The sequence below is a fragment of the Idiomarina sp. ST20R2A10 genome (assembly GCF_051842345.1).
Classification (GTDB): domain Bacteria; phylum Pseudomonadota; class Gammaproteobacteria; order Enterobacterales; family Alteromonadaceae; genus Idiomarina; species Idiomarina loihiensis.
This window is the reverse complement of the sequence record NZ_JBNIEY010000002.1, coordinates 300,386-317,853: the sequence shown is the minus strand read 5'-3', so window position 1 is coordinate 317,853 and position 17,468 is coordinate 300,386. Positions and strand designations below refer to the sequence as shown.

Annotated in this window: 16 protein-coding genes; 4 read left to right on the top strand and 12 right to left on the bottom strand. The window is 47.2% G+C overall.

What is annotated here, in order from left to right:
- Nucleotides 1-4: 4 nt before the first annotated feature.
- From hemL to ACP7H9_RS05635, 4 genes are all read right to left on the bottom strand, one after another.
- Nucleotides 5-1,288: a glutamate-1-semialdehyde 2,1-aminomutase gene (hemL, locus tag ACP7H9_RS05650; protein WP_110014306.1), complete on the bottom strand. Its 1,284-nt coding sequence runs from the start codon at nucleotides 1,286-1,288 to the stop codon at nucleotides 5-7.
- A gap of 15 nt (nucleotides 1,289-1,303) precedes the next feature.
- Nucleotides 1,304-2,317 carry an aspartate carbamoyltransferase gene (locus ACP7H9_RS05645; protein WP_110014307.1) on the bottom strand — a complete coding sequence of 338 codons (1,014 nt, stop codon included), beginning with the start codon at nucleotides 2,315-2,317 and terminating at the stop codon, nucleotides 1,304-1,306.
- 70 nt (nucleotides 2,318-2,387) lie between these two features.
- Nucleotides 2,388-2,819 (bottom strand): protoporphyrinogen oxidase HemJ, encoded by a 432-nt coding sequence (gene hemJ / locus ACP7H9_RS05640; protein WP_011235470.1) that lies wholly within the window; start codon nucleotides 2,817-2,819, stop codon nucleotides 2,388-2,390.
- Nucleotides 2,816-4,510: a chloride channel protein gene (locus ACP7H9_RS05635; protein ID WP_439222334.1), complete on the bottom strand. Its 1,695-nt coding sequence runs from the start codon at nucleotides 4,508-4,510 to the stop codon at nucleotides 2,816-2,818. Before ACP7H9_RS05635 ends, hemJ begins: the two co-directional genes overlap by 4 nt.
- 95 nt (nucleotides 4,511-4,605) lie before the next feature.
- On the opposite strand from ACP7H9_RS05635, the gene ACP7H9_RS05630 reads away from it, so the two are divergent.
- The 3 genes from ACP7H9_RS05630 (at nucleotide 4,606) to pepQ (ending at nucleotide 7,157) form a co-directional block, all read left to right on the top strand.
- On the top strand, nucleotides 4,606-5,352 hold the full coding sequence (locus ACP7H9_RS05630) for a DUF6776 family protein (RefSeq protein ID WP_439222333.1): 747 nt from the start codon (nucleotides 4,606-4,608) through the stop codon (nucleotides 5,350-5,352).
- A gap of 56 nt (nucleotides 5,353-5,408) precedes the next feature.
- Nucleotides 5,409-5,759: an iron-sulfur cluster insertion protein ErpA gene (erpA, locus tag ACP7H9_RS05625; protein ID WP_011235467.1), complete on the top strand. Its 351-nt coding sequence runs from the start codon at nucleotides 5,409-5,411 to the stop codon at nucleotides 5,757-5,759.
- Nucleotides 5,760-5,843: 84 nt separating this feature from the next.
- Nucleotides 5,844-7,157, top strand: a complete 1,314-nt coding sequence (gene pepQ / locus ACP7H9_RS05620) for a Xaa-Pro dipeptidase (protein WP_439222332.1) — start codon at nucleotides 5,844-5,846, stop codon at nucleotides 7,155-7,157.
- Nucleotides 7,158-7,165: 8 nt separating this feature from the next.
- Here the strand turns inward: pepQ and ACP7H9_RS05615 are convergent, their stop codons facing one another.
- Together ACP7H9_RS05615 and ACP7H9_RS05610 are read right to left on the bottom strand one after the other, a co-directional pair.
- Nucleotides 7,166-8,275, bottom strand: a complete 1,110-nt coding sequence (locus ACP7H9_RS05615) for an anhydro-N-acetylmuramic acid kinase (protein WP_439222331.1) — start codon at nucleotides 8,273-8,275, stop codon at nucleotides 7,166-7,168.
- Nucleotides 8,275-9,558, bottom strand: coding sequence for an OapA family protein (locus ACP7H9_RS05610; RefSeq protein ID WP_439222338.1), 1,284 nt, complete (start codon nucleotides 9,556-9,558; stop codon nucleotides 8,275-8,277). Before ACP7H9_RS05610 ends, ACP7H9_RS05615 begins: the two co-directional genes overlap by 1 nt.
- Before the next feature lie 245 nt (nucleotides 9,559-9,803).
- Here ACP7H9_RS05610 and tyrS point away from each other — a divergent pair, with 245 nt between their 5' ends.
- Nucleotides 9,804-11,009: a tyrosine--tRNA ligase gene (tyrS, locus tag ACP7H9_RS05605; protein WP_011235463.1), complete on the top strand. Its 1,206-nt coding sequence runs from the start codon at nucleotides 9,804-9,806 to the stop codon at nucleotides 11,007-11,009.
- A gap of 93 nt (nucleotides 11,010-11,102) precedes the next feature.
- Here the strand turns inward: tyrS and ACP7H9_RS05600 are convergent, their stop codons facing one another.
- Genes ACP7H9_RS05600 through surA form a run of 6 tightly spaced genes read right to left on the bottom strand, consistent with a single transcriptional unit; the run spans nucleotide 11,103 to nucleotide 17,465 of the window.
- A complete protein-coding gene (locus tag ACP7H9_RS05600) occupies nucleotides 11,103-13,103 on the bottom strand; it encodes a methyl-accepting chemotaxis protein (RefSeq protein ID WP_153849754.1) in 2,001 nt (666 codons plus the stop codon).
- A gap of 33 nt (nucleotides 13,104-13,136) precedes the next feature.
- A complete protein-coding gene (locus ACP7H9_RS05595; protein WP_439222330.1) occupies nucleotides 13,137-13,955 on the bottom strand; it encodes a symmetrical bis(5'-nucleosyl)-tetraphosphatase in 819 nt (272 codons plus the stop codon).
- Nucleotides 13,956-13,957: 2 nt separating this feature from the next.
- Nucleotides 13,958-14,332: a Co2+/Mg2+ efflux protein ApaG gene (gene apaG / locus ACP7H9_RS05590; protein WP_034822053.1), complete on the bottom strand. Its 375-nt coding sequence runs from the start codon at nucleotides 14,330-14,332 to the stop codon at nucleotides 13,958-13,960.
- Nucleotides 14,319-15,185 (bottom strand): 16S rRNA (adenine(1518)-N(6)/adenine(1519)-N(6))-dimethyltransferase RsmA, encoded by an 867-nt coding sequence (gene rsmA / locus ACP7H9_RS05585; protein ID WP_114981656.1) that lies wholly within the window; start codon nucleotides 15,183-15,185, stop codon nucleotides 14,319-14,321. The genes apaG and rsmA overlap by 14 nt, the downstream gene beginning before the upstream one ends.
- Nucleotides 15,178-16,170 carry a 4-hydroxythreonine-4-phosphate dehydrogenase PdxA gene (pdxA, locus tag ACP7H9_RS05580; protein ID WP_034822059.1) on the bottom strand — a complete coding sequence of 331 codons (993 nt, stop codon included), beginning with the start codon at nucleotides 16,168-16,170 and terminating at the stop codon, nucleotides 15,178-15,180. Before pdxA ends, rsmA begins: the two co-directional genes overlap by 8 nt.
- Complete coding sequence (gene surA / locus ACP7H9_RS05575; protein WP_110014315.1) at nucleotides 16,167-17,465, bottom strand: peptidylprolyl isomerase SurA; 1,299 nt, start codon at nucleotides 17,463-17,465, stop codon at nucleotides 16,167-16,169. The genes pdxA and surA overlap by 4 nt, the downstream gene beginning before the upstream one ends.
- Between the last annotated feature and the right edge of the window lie 3 nt (nucleotides 17,466-17,468).

Here is a 17,468-nt window from a genome sequence, read left to right as displayed (position 1 = left end):
AGTGTTACGCTAACTTAGCAAAAGCTTTTTCAGCGGCATTCAGAGTGTTTTGAATGTCTTCTTCGCTGTGCGCTGCCGACATAAAGCCGCCTTCAAAGGCCGATGGCGCAAGATACACGCCTTGCTCTAACATGGCGTGATAAAACGTCTTAAAGTGCTCCATATTACACTGTGTGGCCTGAGCGTAAGTGGTTACTTCGGGCTCTTCAGTAAAAAAGAAACCAAACATAGAACCGGCGCGATTTGTTGTCATTGGCACGCCAGCCCGGTCAGCACGCTCCTGTAAACCGTCAAGCAGTGTGTCAACGCGTTGGTAAAGCTGGTCGTAAAGCCCTGGGGTGGATAACTGCTGTAACGCTGCCAAGCCTGCTGCCATGGCGACTGGGTTACCCGATAAGGTTCCTGCCTGATACACAGGGCCAACCGGTGCAATGTAGTCCATGATTTCTTTTTTACCGCCAAACGCGCCAACCGGCATGCCACCACCAATCACTTTACCTAAAGTCGTGAGGTCTGGTTTAATCTTATAGCGATCCTGAGCGCCGCCCGGAGCTACACGGAAGCCGGTCATAACTTCGTCAAAAATCAGAACTGAACCGTGGTCGTCACAAATGCTGCGTAAGCCTTCCAGAAAACCGTCAACCGGTGGAATACAGTTCATGTTACCGGCTACCGGCTCAACAATAATGCAGGCAATTTCATCGCCCATTTCAGCGAAAATTTGTTTCACCGATTCAATATCGTTGTAAGTCGCGGTTAAGGTATGTTTCGCAAAGTCTTCCGGAATGCCGGGAGAGTTAGGAACGCCCAGAGTCAAAGCACCTGAACCAGCTTTAACCAGCAAGGAGTCGGCATGGCCGTGGTAGTTACCTTCAAACTTCAGAATTTTATCCCGGCCGGTATAGCCGCGTGCCAGACGAATGGCAGTCATAGTGGCTTCAGTACCGGAATTCACCATACGCACTTTTTCAATAGAAGGGACTATTTTGCGAATAGTCTCCGCCATGGTGATTTCAACTTCCGTCGGTGTGCCGAAGCTCAGGCCTCGCTTGGCGGCCTGCAGGGTGGCTTCTAACACTGCCGGGTGGTTATGCCCCAAAATCATTGGGCCCCATGAGCCGACGTAATCGATATAACGTTTGCCGTCTGCATCAATCATATAAGCGCCTTCAGCACTCTCAAAGAAGATGGGGCTGCCACCAACGCCGTTAAAAGCCCGAACCGGCGAGTTAACGCCGCCAGGGATACTGATTTGTGCTTTAGTGTATAGTTCTTCTGAGCGACTCATGTCGTAACTACCTCTTTACTGTTGGCTTTTTTCGCTGTACCAGATGACATCACATTGGTGTTTATCAACCTGATCAACGACCCCAAGTGTTAATGCAAACAGAGCCATACGAATGAGAACTCCGTTGTCAGCCTGACGGAAAATAGCCAGGTTGGGGTTTTGGTTTAAGTCGTTATCCAATTCATTAGCTTCGGCGCGCGAATCCCGCGGCAAAGGATGCATGATGACCGTATTGGGTTTGTAGTGTTTAGTGTAAATGTCCTGATTTAAACGAAACTTACCGCGATACTGATCAGCGTCTTCCGGGCTGGCAAAACGTTCTTGCTGAATTCGAGTCTGATAGACAATATCAGCGTCGACAATACCGTCGACTTTTTCTGTAACCGTTACACGGTGACCTGCGTTTTCCAGCGTATCTAATACGGAGCTCGGCATAGAAAGTTCACGTGGCGAAATTAAAGTGAACTTAATGTTCTTGTACATAGAGAGTAAAGTGGACAGTGAATGTACTGTACGTCCGTACTTCAAGTCGCCAATCATGCAAATGTGCATGTTATCAATGCTCTGCTGATGGTACGCCAGTTCTTTCTGGATAGTGTAAAGGTCCAGCAGTGCCTGAGTCGGATGCTCGTTTGCGCCGTCACCGCCGTTAATGACCGGTACCCGACTGCCTTCAGCAAACTCTTTTACTGAGCCCGACTTGGGGTGGCGCATGGCAATAACGTCGCTGTAGCTGCTTAATACGCGAGCGGTGTCGTACAGCGATTCACCCTTTGCAATGGCCGAGCTTTCCATGCCGGTGGTTTCGCGGACTTCGCCCCCTAACAGGTTGAACGCCGTGCCGAAGCTTACCCGGGTACGAGTCGAAGGTTCGAAGAAAAGATTACCAAGGATAGCGCCGTCAAGAACTCGAGTGCGTGTTTTACGCCGGGCGTAAGGTTGCATCTTGTCCGCAACGGAGAATATGTAGTCAATGCTGTCGCGATTGAACTGATTTACAGAAAGAATGTTGGAGCCGGTGAAATTCATCTTTGGGTGCGCCTCTGCCGCAGAATGTCACTGGGCGCACACTATAGCAAATCATGCGGCACAAGAGAATCTAATAAGGCTTAACTACCGCTAAAATGATAATAGCGAAAAGTGCCAGTACCGGGAGCTCGTTAAACACTCGGTAAAACCGGTGGCTGCGGCGGTTGGTGCCGGTTTTAAAGTCTTTCAATAGTTTGAAACAGTAACCGTGATACACAAAAAGTAGTAACACCAGTACCAGTTTAGTGTGCATCCAGCCACTGGCAGCAAACCACGCTGAGCCGTAGGCAAAAATAAGCACCACACCGAAAACGAGGGTAAGAATGGCAAAGGGGGTGACGAAATACAGTAAACGCCTTTCCATTATACAGAGTTGCTCGTCCACGGCAGGCTTGGCGTTCATTGCGTGATAAACAAACAAACGTGGTAAGTAGAAGATGCCGGCAAACCAGGCCACCATAAAAGCAATATGCAGGGCTTTAACCCAAAGTATCCATGTCATGCGAGTTCTCTCTGTAGGGCTTTACGAACAAGTTCCCAGGTAACAATGCCACAGGGCTGGCCATCATCGGTCTCATAAATGTACACAGCCCCCCGACGCTTGGGTCCAATTTCATCATACACTTCGGCCAGAGTCGATGTGACCCGAACTCCTTTGATAGGAGTGTAACTCAGGCTGGGACTGTCCCCGGCGTTTATATCATAAGTTACCAGACGATAAAGTGCCTGATTATCTTCATCGACTGACATGACAATAACGGTTTTCGCCTGCGCAGATTCAAGTGAGTCAACCAGTTCGTTCTGAGTGGGCTCAAGCAGCAATTTGAAATCTGTTTCCATGACGTTTTCAACACCGGTTTTCTGTAATGCGACATGCACCGGAGCCAGCTGGTAAGGCAAACCCTGCAACTCTAGCTGGGAGATGAAAATGGATTTGGATTTCAGTAACTGACTGGAAATGAGATAAGCAGGTACAATCACTAGCATAGCGGGGATAATAATTTCCACACTGCGAGACAACTCGACAATAGCGAGCAGAGCTGCCATTGGTGCGTGAATACAGGCCGCTAAAATGCCTGCCATTCCCAACAGAATGAAGCTGTCGAAGGACAGTGGCTGTTGAATATCCAAACCGTTAACTGCACCGACAAATACCGCTGCAATAATGGCTCCAATACCGAACACGGCACCAATTAAACCGCCGGGTATACCCATGCCCAAAGCAATAGCTGAGGCAAAAAGCTTTGCTATGAGCAAGGTGGTCAGCAGCGACATTTCACCCTGATGATTCAATACCTGCTCAATGGCTGTAAGCCCCGGACCTAAGCTGCTGGGAATTATGACGGCCAGCATTGCCGTTATAAGGCCGGCAAAGAGCAAACGGGTAAGCAATGACATGTCTTGTACGGTTTCCATGACATCCAGCATGAGCTTTTTGAACAAAACCCCGACAAAACCCAGTACAACGCCCAGTAGCATCACCCAGGGTAACTGTGTGGTGGGGATATCCTGGGCTGAGAGCACGGCCAGCTCAGAAGCGACACCAAAAATTTCTTCGGTAATGAGCGAACCAGCCACCGCCGACAGCATAACCGGTATAAAAACGTGAACTTTGTATTCCCGCAGTACCACTTCCATTACTAGAACCATAGCGGCCAAAGGTGTATTAAAAGAGGCCGCGATAGCTGCGGCTATACCACAGGCGGCAAGGGTTCGTATGGCGTTTTTAGGGGCGTCGAAATGAAAACCAAGCCAGGTAGCTGCCGCTGCACCTAAATGAACGGCAGGCCCTTCGCGGCCAACACTGAAGCCTGCAACCAGAGCAATTATTCCCCCAAAGAACTGATTCACGGTACTGCGCCAGGGCAGCATGCCGTAATGCTGTTTCATACGATGGATAACGTAGGGAATACCCATTCGCACGTGTTTAGATCCCGATAGACGAAACAGAACATAAACAATGGCGGCAGCAATAATGGGGAGTAAAAAGCGGTAAGTAGTTGGTAAAGGCTGTTGCCAATAGCTACCATTGCCGACAAGATAAGCGCCTTGCTCAATCGCCAAACGGAATCCGGCAATCATAAGGGCTGCAAGAATACCGCCGGCAAGACCCATTAAACAAATGGCGATAGTGGTCGATGGGGTCGCCAGCTGTTTGCGCAGTTGCTGTCGGAATACCGAGTTAGAGGCCATTTAAAATAAGATCCTTACCTTAAACCGTGGGATGAGCTTGCATATTTATCAATAACATATCAGCATAAACGCTTGATGGAAATGAGCTGGAAGTTATGAAGCCCTATTTTAACCTGAAATACTGGCAACAGCGCTGGGGAGCTTTCCCGGTATTTGTGTTGTTGATCTGTGTTGCTGTTTTGGTTGTTTACCTGGCTTACCTAGCCGGAGTTTGGCATGCAAAAGCCTTGAAAGAAGAAGTTTCCAAACAGTCGCAACAACTTGAGCAGCTTTATCAGCGTATTGAGCAGATGGAGTATCAACGCCATGTGCTGCAAGTTGAGCTAGACATTGAGCGCTCGGCAAACCAAAGTTTGCAGGACGAGTTGAGTGCGTTACAGAACGATAATTATGGTTTACGCCGAGACTTAGCGTTTTATCAGAAGATTATGGCGCCGGAGCTACAGGAAAGCGGCGTTACGATAGACTCTTTAACGGTTACTAAGAACCGTTCAGAAAATCATTTCCATTTCTCTCTGGCGGTATTGCAAATTGAGCAGCGTCGTAACTTTGTCCAGGGCACGGTCACTGTTGAGCTTGTTGGCCGCATTGATGGTAAGAAAGAGCGTTATGACTTACTGAAACTTGCCAATATAGCGCAAGATGAACGGAGCTTTTCTATGCGCTATTTCTCTTTGTACGAAGGCGACTTCTTTATGCCTGAAGGGCTTGTGCCAGAACGGGTGGAAGTAAAAGTGCAGCTAACCAAAGGTGGTAGAGGGACACTGGACCGAACCTTTTTCTGGAAAGAAATTAGCCGCGGAGATGCCAACCCCGGTGTGCGTAGTGACGGCGATACTTGACCAAAATACTCAGGTAAGAGAAAATAGCAGTAGAGTTCAACCAAGGTAGAGAAATCATGAGCAGTGCAGCAGAGCAGGCAATGCCGATTGAGTTCACTGAACAAGCGGCAAGCAAAGTGGGTAAGCTGATTGCTGAAGAAGAAAACCCAAACTTGAAGTTGCGTGTTTACGTAACCGGAGGCGGTTGTTCGGGCTTCCAATATGGTTTTACCTTTGATGAAAAGAAAAACCCGGGTGATATGGAAATAGAAAAAAACGGCGTCACCCTGCTGGTTGATCCAATGAGTTTACAGTATTTAATGGGGGGCGTGGTCAGCTACGAAGAAGGACTGCAGGGTTCACGCTTTTTTGTCGACAACCCTAATGCCACAACAACCTGTGGTTGTGGTTCGAGTTTTTCCGTTTAGGCTTTAGTTCCTTCCCTCGGGAACAGCTGAAAGTTTTCGGCTTTTCCGCTAGAATAACCTCACAATTTTTTGTGAGGTTTTTTTATGAGCGCGTACGCAGAACACATCAAGACAATTTGTAGCCGCTTTGATAAAGCGTTAGAGGACAACAATTTTGAATCGGTACTGGTTTACTCGGGCCAGCCACGAGTTGATTTTCTCGATGATAACGCGCCGCCGTACCGGGTTAATCCGCTATTTAAATATTGGGTTCCGGTCACAGAAAGCCCCAAAAGTGCTATTTTTTATCGCAAGGGCAGTCAACGTCCTACGGTTTACCTATTCCAGGCTCGGGACTTTTGGCATGCTCCGGTGAATGTGCCGGAAGAAGAATGGCAGCAGCATGTTGATTTAAAAATTATTGATGATTTAAGTATGCTGACTGAAGACTTAGGCAGCGACTTGGAGCAGTCCGCTTTTATTGGTGAAGACTTTGCACAGCCAGTCAGTGACTGGAAAGTAAAAGCACGTAACCCGCAGGCATTGATTGATCATTTGCACTTTCACCGCTCAATAAAAACTCAATGGGAAGTGGATAATTTGCGCGAAGCCAACCGCTTAGCGGCAAAAGCCCATGTTGCAGCAAAAGAAGCCTTTTTTGCCGGTAAGAGCGAGTTGGAAATACATCATGCTTATCTTGGCGCTATCGACTTTCGTGAGTCGCAGGTGCCCTACAATAGTATCGTTGCGCTGAACAGTCACTCGGCAATTTTGCATTACGACGTATACGACACTGTTCCGCCTAAGCAAATACGTTCGTTCTTAATAGATGCTGGCGCACGCTACCGTGGTTATTGCTCCGATATAACCCGCTCATACGCTTATGAAGAAGGTTTCTACGCGAATCTGGTAGAAGCTATGGATAAAGCACAACAAGAGCTGTTGAGCGAGATTAAGCCCGGTGTGAGCTATTACGACCTGCATGTGTCGATGCATCTGAAAGTCGCGCAAATTTTAAGTGACTTTGAGTTTATTAAAGGTGATGCACAAAGCATTTATGACAAAGGTTACACCAGTGCCTTTATGCCACACGGATTAGGCCACTTTATTGGTTTGCAGGTACATGATGTTGGCGGTTTCCTGAAGGACGACAAAGGTAACAGCTACGAGCGCAGTGAGCGTCATCCGTTTTTACGCTTATTACGAGACATTGAAGTTGGCCACGTCTTCACAATTGAGCCGGGCTTATATGTGGTCGATCAGCTACTGGAAGAGCACAAAGACAGCGCAGATATTAACTGGGAGAAAGTTGATGAGCTGCGTCCATACGGCGGTGTACGTATTGAAGACAGCATCGTGGTTGGAGCCGATGGCAATGAAAACCTGACGCGTGATGCGTTTAAAGAACTGGGTGCCTAATAAAGAGTCTATTGATGTACGACTTTAGCGCCTAAAACAACCGGGTGACTGGCTCCTGTAACTTCAGGCTGGTTGCCCGGTTTTTTATGCTCGTAACACCAGCCTAGCCAGGCAAAAGCGATTGCCTCAACCCATTGCGGGTCAACGCCTAAACTCGCTGTAGTATCGCATTTAATCGGCGCTAAAAGTTGAGTTAAGCGCTCCATCAATAATGGGTTTCGGGTGCCTCCGCCACAAAAATAAGCCGTATCGGGTTGTTGTGGCAGGGTTGTCAGTGCATCTTTGATGCTAATAGCGGTAAGTTCGGTCAAAGTGCGCTGTATATCAGCCGGGGATATATCCTGCCCGGCCAATTGTTGTTGCAGCCATTTTAAGTTGAACTCCTCGCGACCCGTACTTTTGGGAGCTGGCTTAGCAAAAAACGGATGCTGCAATAAACGCTTTAGCAGGTCAGGCTGAAGTTTGCCTGCTCTCGCAAACTGAGCATTTTCATCGAAGCTTTTACTTGAGTCATTATGCTGAACCCATTGGTCGAGCAAGGTGTTGGCAGGTCCTGTATCGAAGCCCAGTATGTTGCCGTTATGGCCAAGCCAGGTGACATTGGCAATACCACCTAAATTAATCACCGCAATGCTTTGATTCTTGCGGGAAAAAACTTGCTTATGAAAAGCCGGAACCAATGGCGCACCCTGACCACCTGCGGCGATGTCTTTGCGACGAAAATCGTAAATCACATCAATACCCGTACCCAAAGCTAACCGTGTAGGGTCGCCAATTTGACAGGTGTAGGCTGGTATTGAGTTGGGCTTGTGGCGAACGGTTTGTCCGTGACTGGCTATGGCGGTAATGTCTTTTGCTGCGATACTGACTTTTTCAAGAAGCCGCTCTACGACTTTGGCACTGAGCTCGGAAAAAGCAATGTCTAAACCGGCCAGTTCATCGGCCTGCCAGTTGTCTGTGTGGCTTAAAGCCAATAAGCGAGTACGCAATTCCGGGGGGAAAGACAAAGAGTGATGAGCTTCAAGTCTGGGCGTGCCTTGCGCATCTATCTGGACCAATGCCGCGTCAACCGCATCCATACTGGTGCCCGACATCAGTCCAATATAACGCTGAAACATTACTGCATCGCCAGGTAAACGCGTCTGTTGTCGTTTAGTATGGCCATTACCTGATCCGCGTGTTGACGGAAAGCCGGTAATTCTGATTCACCTAGCGACTTGGCTTCCGGCAATTCCACCGTACGAGGGTTACGATGTACGCCGTCAACAAGGAATTCGTAGTGTAAGTGTGGACCCGTTACCCGGCCTGTCGCGCCAACGCGACCAATTACCTGACCCTGTTTAACACGGTCGCCTGTTTTCACGTGCTTACGGCTAAGGTGTAAATACTTAGTCACGTAGCGTTCGCCGTGTTGCACAAAAATATAATTACCATTCAACGAGGTATAACCAGCCGCGATAACTTTACCATCACCAGAAGACATTACTGGCGTGCCAGTAGAGGCTGCGTAATCTATACCATTGTGCGGGCGCACTCTTCCGGTAACCGGATGTAAGCGGCGAGGGTTGAAGCTCGAGCTTATGTAGGTAAAGTTAACCGGTGAACGCAGGAAGGTTTTGCGCATGGCGCGACCGTTCGGCGTATAATATTGTCCATTATCGTGAAGAATGGCCTGGAAGTTCTCATCGCGGTTTACAAACTCTGCCGCTAAAATTTTGCCGTAGCCAACAAACTCGCCATCTACATAGTGCGTTTCATAAAGTACGCTAAATTCGTCGTTTTTACGCAAGTCTAAGGCAAAGTCGATATCCCAGCCAAAAATATTGGCAATGCGCATAATTTGGTTGTCAGTCAAACCCGAGTCGATACCGGCATTCCAGAAGCTGGAGTCAATAACGGCATGAGTGAATTCTGTACGAACTTCAACTTTTTTAGTTTCGATTTCAGCAACAAAGCTGTCGTTTTGACGAGTGATAATAAGCGTTTCTGTATCGTTTATCTGGTGCGCTAGCTGCACCAGGTTATCGTCACTGTCAGTCGCAAAGCGAAGCAAATCGCCAGGGTGAACTTTACGAAGATATTTGGCTTCATCGCCGGACTCGGTAACGCGATACAGTTGCTGGGCACTAAAGCCTACTTTGCCAAATATTTTAGCTAAGCTGTCACCCGATTTAATCTGATAGGTTTGCCATGTTAGCTCTGAGTTTTCAGTACTCTCATCTGAGCTGGGTTGCTCAAAAGCTAAATCGAGCTGGTAACGTTTACCTGGCATCAACTGCTCGGCTGAAGTACTGTTCTTAGATGCCGTGGCAGGTTCCGACGGAATGATCAGTAATAGCAAGAGGGCAACGCTGATCGCACTGATCAGAATTTTATGAGAATGCGGAAGTTGCAGAAACATCCGCTGAATTTTGGTGACAGATTTTAATGTCATATTATAGCGCACTTCACTTTCTTTATTGTGATTATCCAGTAAACATGTGTCAGCAAACACGGGGATTACCGCACCTGTTTACGACCACGGAATAACCTTATGGTTTCGAGGATAATACGAAAAAATGAAGAATACCAGATCATTGAGCTTAAAACAGTGGTAATAATGGCGTAAAATGGCTGGTTTATGAGTTTTTACAGTTGGAGATGAGGATGAAAACCGAAGTGGCGGAAGCTATTGCCGAGATTACTCGCGGTGCCGAAGAAGTTTTACTCGAGCAGGAACTGGCTGAGAAGTTGGCCAGTGGTAAGCCACTGACAGTGAAAGCTGGCTTTGACCCAACGGCACCTGATTTACACTTGGGACACACTGTTTTAATCAACAAGCTGAGAGTATTTCAGGACTTTGGTCATAAAGTGGTTTTCCTTATAGGTGATTTCACCGGCATGATAGGTGACCCTACAGGTAAGAATGTGACCAGAAAGCCGCTGACCACGGAACAGGTTATTGCTAACGCTGAAACTTATAAAGAACAGGTTTTTAAAATTCTCGATCCGGCTAAAACCGAAATCCGTTTTAACTCCGAATGGATGTCGAAAATGGGGGCGGCCGATATGATTAAACTGGCTGCGCGCCAGACTGTAGCCCGTATGTTAGAACGTGATGATTTTAAAAAACGCTACCAGAACAATCAGTCGATAGCTATTCACGAGTTTTTATACCCATTGGTTCAGGGCTGGGATTCGGTTGAATTAAAAGCTGACGTTGAGCTTGGCGGAACCGACCAGCGCTTCAACCTGCTCATGGGGCGCGAACTGCAAAAAGAAGAAGGGCAGCGTCCACAAACTGTCATTATGACGCCGTTACTGGAAGGGCTGGACGGTGTGCAGAAAATGTCAAAATCGCTGAATAACTATATTGGCATTACGGAACCGGCAAATGACATGTTTGGTAAAATTATGTCGGTGTCAGATGAGCTCATGTGGCGTTACTTCCAGTTACTCAGCTTTCGTTCCATTACTGAAATTGACGAGCTGAAAGCGGCTGTAGCCGACGGCAAAAACCCACGTGATGTGAAAGTTTTGCTGGCAAAAGAAATCATCGCTCGCTTTCACTCGGAAGACGACGCTGAGAAAGCCGAACAGGATTTTATCCAGCGTTTCCAGAAAAATGCTTTACCGGACGATATTCCGGAAAAGACGGTGCAAGTCGGAGCTGAGGGAATGGCAATAGGTAATGTGCTAAAAGAAGCAGGCTTGGTTGAGTCCACCTCGGAAGCGTTACGAATGATAAAACAAAATGCCGTTAAAGTGGATGGCGAGAAATTCAGCGATTCGCGTTACCTGTGCACAGAAAAGGACTCTGGAGTTTATCAGGTGGGTAAACGTCGCTTCGCTAAAATTAACTTAACGGCGTAACAGCGTTAATTATTGAGGCAATAAAACCGTGAAATATAAAAAGGCGCCTTTAAAGGGCGCCTTTTTTGTTTCTGCAGTTCAGAGGTTTTTGCTTTAGACTCTGAAACTCTTAATTGAGTCCTGGAGCTCATCGGCCAGTTTAGCGACTTCGTTAGACGCTTGAGCTGTTTGTTTGGAACCAGAAGCCGTTTGTTCGGCAATGGAAACAATAGACTCAAGACGCTCGCTGATATCCTGCGCAGTACTGCTTTGCTCTTTCGCTGCATTAGCAATATGGTTACTGCTGTCAGACGCCTGATGCACTGACTCAGTAATAGATTGAAGTGCCTGAGCTGCTTCATCGGACTGCTGCACACTGAGCTCAGCCTGCTCGCGGCCTTTATTCATTACGGTAACCGCTCGCTGAGAGTCATTCTGCAGATTCTCAATCATGTCCTGAATTTCTTCGGTGGACTCTTGAGTACGGCTGGCCAGAGTACGAACCTCATCAGCAACAACCGCAAATCCGCGACCTTGCTCACCGGCACGTGCCGCTTCAATGGCTGCGTTCAGTGCAAGCAAGTTGGTCTGGTCGGCAATACCGCGAATAACATCCAGAATGCCACCAATGTTTTTGCTGTTTTCTGACAACTGATCGATAACTTCCGAGGCGCCTTTAATTTCACTAGCCAGGCCTTCGATAGTCGCACGGTTTTTGTCTGAAATTTGACGAACACGTTTGGCTTCATCATCAGAGTGCTGAATTTCGCGTAAGGCCTGTTCTGCACCGTCGGCCATTTCGCTGGCCGTACTGTTCATTTCCTGAGTGGCCGTGGCTACTTGCTCAATCTGACGGCGTTGTTCGTCAATGGCGTTAGTTGTCTCGTCAGAAACATTGGAAGATTGCTCCGCGGCCGTAGCCAGCTGAGTGGCGCGGTTCGCAATACCTTCAATAAGTTTACGTAAATTACCGGTCAGTTTATTGGTGTTTGAGGCGAGCTCACCAAATTCGTCCTGAGCGTTATAGTCAACACGTTCGGTTAAGTTACCATCCGCCATAATGTTCAGCATGTGGTTAACGCGTGACAATGGACGGCTGATGCTACGTACGGTGTACCATGAAATAAGCACAGCCAGAGCAATAGAAATAATGGTGATGATACTATTGAGCCAGCTACTGGTAGAGATAGAGTCTGTTACTGAAACACGAGTACCGTCTGCTATTCCACGAACCGCAGTTTGCAGGCTGTCAGCATCAGACATCAGTTTATTCAGTTGAATTTCTGATTTATCCAGAGAGTCTTCAGAATCTAAACGCAGCTGTTGGCGGCGAATGACATTGTCCGGATAGGAACCTGCGCCCTGAAGGCTGTCGAGTGCGTCACGAACTGTTCCAATCGCGTCATCAACCATGGCTTCTGTGCCACCAGTTGCCTCGTTGTCTAAAGCTTCAAGACGAGGGCGGATACTGTCAATATTAATATCGATTTCACTGCGAATGATTTGAGCGCTGTCTAATTTATTAGCTTTGTTCAAGTCATACATTAAGGTGATAAGGCTGGACAGTGACGACTCAATATTACTGGCTTCACGCGAGATGACTTCGTTGTTAGAGGCATCCATGGTATCCAGTAGCATAATAGCCGCATCATCGATATTGAATGCAATTTCATCTAACTGAGAGGCGGTAACATTTTGTAGTTGCAGATACTCGCTGTGCTGATTGAACAAAAGCTCGATCAGATTGACGTATTGGCGCGAGTCTTTTTCCAAAGCGCTAATTTCGTCGCTTTGACCGTTACCCTGAATAAGTTCTTTAAGTTTATCAAGAGAGGCAAAAAGCAATTTGTTCGATTCATTGAATTCTTTTTTGTGGGCTTCTACCTGTTCTAAACTTTCATCATAAAAAGTTTCTAACTGAACTGTACCCAGCTCGAGAATATCGACTTTAATAGCCGAGACTTGATTCAGTGCCGGAACCGCCTCATCGTTGAGTTTATCAACTGACGAACCTATGCTGTTGATATTAAACAACGAGCTTAAGCTAATGATGAGTAACAGCAAAGTAATGATGGCAAAACCACCGATAACTCGCATGGCAACAGTAATTTTCATGAAACTTTCCTCAGCACTGCATAATTATTATTGTCACTTTCCGGTCAAAGCCGGTTCATGAAAGAAGGTTTTATTCTCAACGCTATATAACGTCATATACTGACCCCAGACACAGCCAGTATCCAGCGCTATCACATCCTGACGCCGGGTTTCGCCCATTAGCGCAGCCCAATGCCCGAATAATACTCGATTCTCGGATTCTGACCAAAAGTTAAACCATGGCTTATACGAATCCTGCGATGAACGTTCATATGGATTATCTTTTTGGGAAAAATCCAGTTCACCTTCCGGATTACAGTAACGCATTCGGGTAAACGCGTTCACTATAAAACGGTATCGGTCAAAACCTTGCAGACTTGAGTCCCATTTTTCCGGCGAGTTGCCAAATAACTGCTGCATAAAGTTTTTAAACTCATTGCCAGTAAGAACTTTTGTCACTTCCTGTGCGTATTGACTGGCTTGTTTGAGTGTCCACCATGGGTAAATACCAGCGTGAGTTATTACCGCATTGTGCTCTTCTAGCTGATGCATCAAAGGTTGGTGACGCAACCACTCTAACCAGTCATAGCGATCACTGTCTTCTAATAACGCATTGAGTTTGTCTTTTGGGTTAGGCTGCCGATAACCCAGCAACACTGCCATTAAGTTTAAATCGTGATTACCTAATACGCTGTGTACCGAGTTACTGTTTTCATAGAAAAAACGCAACGCATCGCGCGAACTGGGGCCGCGCGCGACAATATCACCTACACACCATAAAGAGTCGTTTGCAGGGTTAAAACTGACTTGGGTAAGCAGAGCTTCAAGTTCGCGGAAGCAACCCTGGATATCACCGACAACGTAATTGCTCATAATTAATGAATAATATTAGGGATGGCCAGCCGGAACGAAGGAATAGGTGCTTTAAACTGCGAGCCCTGTTCATCTATCATTAGGTAATGCCCTTCCATAGTGCCTATAGGCGTAGCCAGAACGGTACCGCTGGTATAACTGAATGATTCACCGGCAGCCAGTTTAGGCTGTTGTCCTACAACGCCATCTCCAGCCACTCGGGTTATTTTACTGTCAGCGTCGGTAATTCGCCATTCGCGGGCAAGCAACTGCACTAACTGGCTGGACTCATTGGTTATGGTTATGGTGTAAGAAAACACATATTGTCCGGCATCAGGGTTTGACTGCGCCGCTAAATATTGCGTTTTTACATCAATTTCAATTTTACTGACTGTCATTCTTTTCCGCTTGTTTTGTGAGCGAGTGTTCAGTGAGCCAGTCGGATATCCTGCAGTAATCGTCTACAGAGAGCGTCTCCGGCCTTGCGCCCGGGTCAATACCAAGGGCTTCCAGCTGCTCCGCAGGAACCAACTGTTTAAGGTTGTTTCTTATTGTTTTACGGCGTTGGTTAAACGCTGTCAAACATAAGCTATGCAGTTGCGCTTTATCTTTAACTGGGTGAGGGCTTTCGGCATAGGGTTCTAACCGAACCACCGATGATTCTACTTTCGGTGGCGGCGTAAACGCTGATGGCGGGACAGCAACCACCGGAGTGACTTTACAGGCTTGCTGTACACCGACGCTGATTCTGCCATAACTTTTTGAGCCGGGCTCTGCTGCTAAGCGATCAACCACTTCTTTTTGCAGCATAAAGTGCATATCTTTTACATCATCGGCAAACTTCAGCAGATGAAAGATAAGCGGCGTGGAGATGTTATAGGGCAGGTTACCGAACACTCGTGCCGGACTCTCTTTGGCAAACTGACTAAAATCTATGCTTAGCGCATCGGCTTGAATCACTTCCAGTTTTGAACTTAAAAAAGGGTGATGCTGAAGCCTTTCAACTAAGTCACGGTCAATTTCGATAACTTTTAAATGGCCACTGCGATCTACTGTCGGCTCAGTTAGTGCTGCTAACCCCGGGCCAATTTCTATTAGGTTTTCACCGGGCAAAGGGTTAATGGCATCAACAATCTGCTCAATAATATAGTCGTCATTCAGGAAGTTCTGGCCAAACCGTTTACGTGCCCGGTGGCCCAAGTGGGTTTTACTTCCGCCCTGGTGTTTATTCCCACCTTGGTTTTTACTCATAATACGCTGCTCTTGCCATATCTATAGCGGTCTGCATTGCCAGGCGGCAACTACCGTCGCTAATCTTGCCAGACCCGGCCAGCTCAAGTGCTGTACCGTGATCAACAGAAGTCCGGATATAAGGTAACCCGAGTGTAATGTTTACGGCCTGCCCGAAACCTTTATATTTTAGCACCGGAAGACCCTGATCGTGATACATAGCAACTACCGCACTGGCATCTTCAAGGTACTTTGGCTGAAAAATGGTATCTGCGGGATACGGGCCGTGCAAGTTCATGCCTTGCTTTTTAAGTTGTTCCAGAACCGGAATAATAATGTCTATTTCTTCCCTGCCTAAATGTCCCGACTCTCCCGCATGAGGGTTTAATCCGCAAACCAATATTTTGGGCGACGACTCGCCGAATTTCTTAGTCAGGTCGTTATGCAGTATGGTAATAATGTTGGTCAGACGCTCCGCGGTAACGGCTTTTGCCACATAGGCCAGCGGAATGTGAGTCGTGACCAGCGCCACACGCAGGCCTTCTGTAGCCAACATCATAACGACATCATTGCAGTTCGCTTCATGAGCTAAAAATTCAGTGTGTCCTGAAAACGCCACGCCGGCTTGATTAATCACACCTTTGTGTACAGGGCCGGTAACAATGGCATCGAACTCGCCTGAGAGATTACCGTCAGAGGCTCTTTTTAAGCAATCAACCACATAATGACCGTTGGCTGTACATAACTCGCCAGGAGTCACGTCTTCGCACACTGGAATATGTTCTACCCAAAGATGTCCGGGTTCATGTTGCGGCAGTTCTTCACCTTTTCTATACCTGTGCAAGGTAATAGGAAGGTTCAATTGCTCGGCGCGTTGTTTTAGTAAATTTTTATCTGCACAGACAACGACAGCAGCCGACCAGGGCTGCTGCGCTATTTTTATAATTAAGTCCGGGCCAATACCTGCCGGCTCACCCGGTGTAAATACAAGAGTTGGTATACTCACTCAGCAACTCTTCTGATAAACGCCTGGTCGCGAATTTCTTGCTGCCAGTTATCAAGCTCTTCGCGGAATTTACGGCTAAACAGCATTTGGTATGCGCGTTCTTGCTTGTTTTCTTCAGTGGCATCCAGAGTTCTGCGACCGGTAACTTCTACAATGTGCCAGCCAAACTGTGTGCTGAACGGTTCACTTATTGTGTCTTGTTCAATGCTTTCTACTTTTTGCTTGAATTCTGGTGCGTATTTATTGGGACGAGCCCAGCCCAAATCGCCGCCACGAGAGGCCGAACCAGGGTCAGCTGAATGTTCACGTGCAAGTTCAGCAAAAGTCTTTTCGCCATTGGCAATTTGCTCACGGTATTGATTGAGCATCTCTTTCGCTTTGTTGTCTGACAAAATAACGGAAGGCTTGATTAAAATATGACGTGCTTTAACTTCTTGTACTTCGACTGTTTGCTCTCCGCGCTTGTCCTGTACTTTCAAAATATGAAAGCCGATACCACTGCGGATTGGGCCGACAACGTCACCTACAGACTTCCCATCTACCGCTTCCGCAAACAAGGTCGGCATGCCATTAACTGTCATCCAGCCCAGGTCACCGCCATCCAATGCCGCAGAACCGGAGGAGGAACGTACCGCCAAGTCAGCAAAGTCACTACCTTTGTCCAGTAAATTCAAAACTGTGTTGGCACGCTCTTTGGCTTTTTCAAGTTCGGCTTGTGATGAGTTTGAGTCAGCGGAAATCAGAATTTGAGCCAAACGATACTCTGTCTGAACTTCCTGGTTGCTCTCTATGAGTTTCACCAGGTTATTAATTTCTTGCGGTGTGATAGAAACGCGTTGCTGTACAGCTGCTCGTTGAACTTGCTGGATAACCAATTCGTTACGAATATTTTCGCGGTAGGCTGCCCAGCTCATACCACTACTGACCATGTTTTCCCGAAGCTCAGCTGTTGTAAGGTCTTGGTTATTTGCTATTTCGTTGATGGCTTGCTCTAACTGGTTGTCGTCAATCTCGATACCCATGCGGTTAGCCATTTGCAACTGAATTTCCTGCAGAATCAGGCGTTCTATAGCCTGAGTTTCCAGAACTTCGTCTGAAGGCGCGTTACTCGAGTTGAAGTTCTGACCGTTCTTAACTTGTTGGATAAGTTGGTCAATCTGGCTTTGCAGCACTACGCCGTCATCGACTACGACGACAACGCGATCCAGTATTTGCTGAGCCTGAACGGTGTTATTCAGCAAAAAAGACGATGCAATCAGCACAGCTGCTGAACAAAACGATGCAATTTTTTTCATTAT

Excerpts from the sequence above, each read along its gene's own strand:
- hemL (WP_110014306.1), bottom strand. The coding sequence starts at position 1,288 with ATGAGTCGCTCAGAAGAACTATACACTAAAGCACAAATCAGTATCCCT.
- ACP7H9_RS05610 (WP_439222338.1), bottom strand. The coding sequence starts at position 9,558 with ATGTTTCTGCAACTTCCGCATTCTCATAAAATTCTGATCAGTGCGATC.
- hemJ (WP_011235470.1), bottom strand. The coding sequence starts at position 2,819 with ATGACATGGATACTTTGGGTTAAAGCCCTGCATATTGCTTTTATGGTG.
- ACP7H9_RS05600 (WP_153849754.1), bottom strand. The coding sequence starts at position 13,103 with ATGAAAATTACTGTTGCCATGCGAGTTATCGGTGGTTTTGCCATCATT.
- rsmA (WP_114981656.1), bottom strand. The coding sequence starts at position 15,185 with ATGAGTAAAAACCAAGGTGGGAATAAACACCAGGGCGGAAGTAAAACC.
- surA (WP_110014315.1), bottom strand. The coding sequence starts at position 17,465 with ATGAAAAAAATTGCATCGTTTTGTTCAGCAGCTGTGCTGATTGCATCG.
- erpA (WP_011235467.1), top strand. The coding sequence starts at position 5,409 with ATGAGCAGTGCAGCAGAGCAGGCAATGCCGATTGAGTTCACTGAACAA.
- pepQ (WP_439222332.1), top strand. The coding sequence starts at position 5,844 with ATGAGCGCGTACGCAGAACACATCAAGACAATTTGTAGCCGCTTTGAT.
- ACP7H9_RS05615 (WP_439222331.1), bottom strand. The coding sequence starts at position 8,275 with ATGTTTCAGCGTTATATTGGACTGATGTCGGGCACCAGTATGGATGCG.
- tyrS (WP_011235463.1), top strand. The coding sequence starts at position 9,804 with ATGAAAACCGAAGTGGCGGAAGCTATTGCCGAGATTACTCGCGGTGCC.
- apaG (WP_034822053.1), bottom strand. The coding sequence starts at position 14,332 with ATGACAGTCAGTAAAATTGAAATTGATGTAAAAACGCAATATTTAGCG.
- ACP7H9_RS05630 (WP_439222333.1), top strand. The coding sequence starts at position 4,606 with ATGAAGCCCTATTTTAACCTGAAATACTGGCAACAGCGCTGGGGAGCT.
- ACP7H9_RS05635 (WP_439222334.1), bottom strand. The coding sequence starts at position 4,510 with ATGGCCTCTAACTCGGTATTCCGACAGCAACTGCGCAAACAGCTGGCG.
- ACP7H9_RS05595 (WP_439222330.1), bottom strand. The coding sequence starts at position 13,955 with ATGAGCAATTACGTTGTCGGTGATATCCAGGGTTGCTTCCGCGAACTT.
- ACP7H9_RS05645 (WP_110014307.1), bottom strand. The coding sequence starts at position 2,317 with ATGAATTTCACCGGCTCCAACATTCTTTCTGTAAATCAGTTCAATCGC.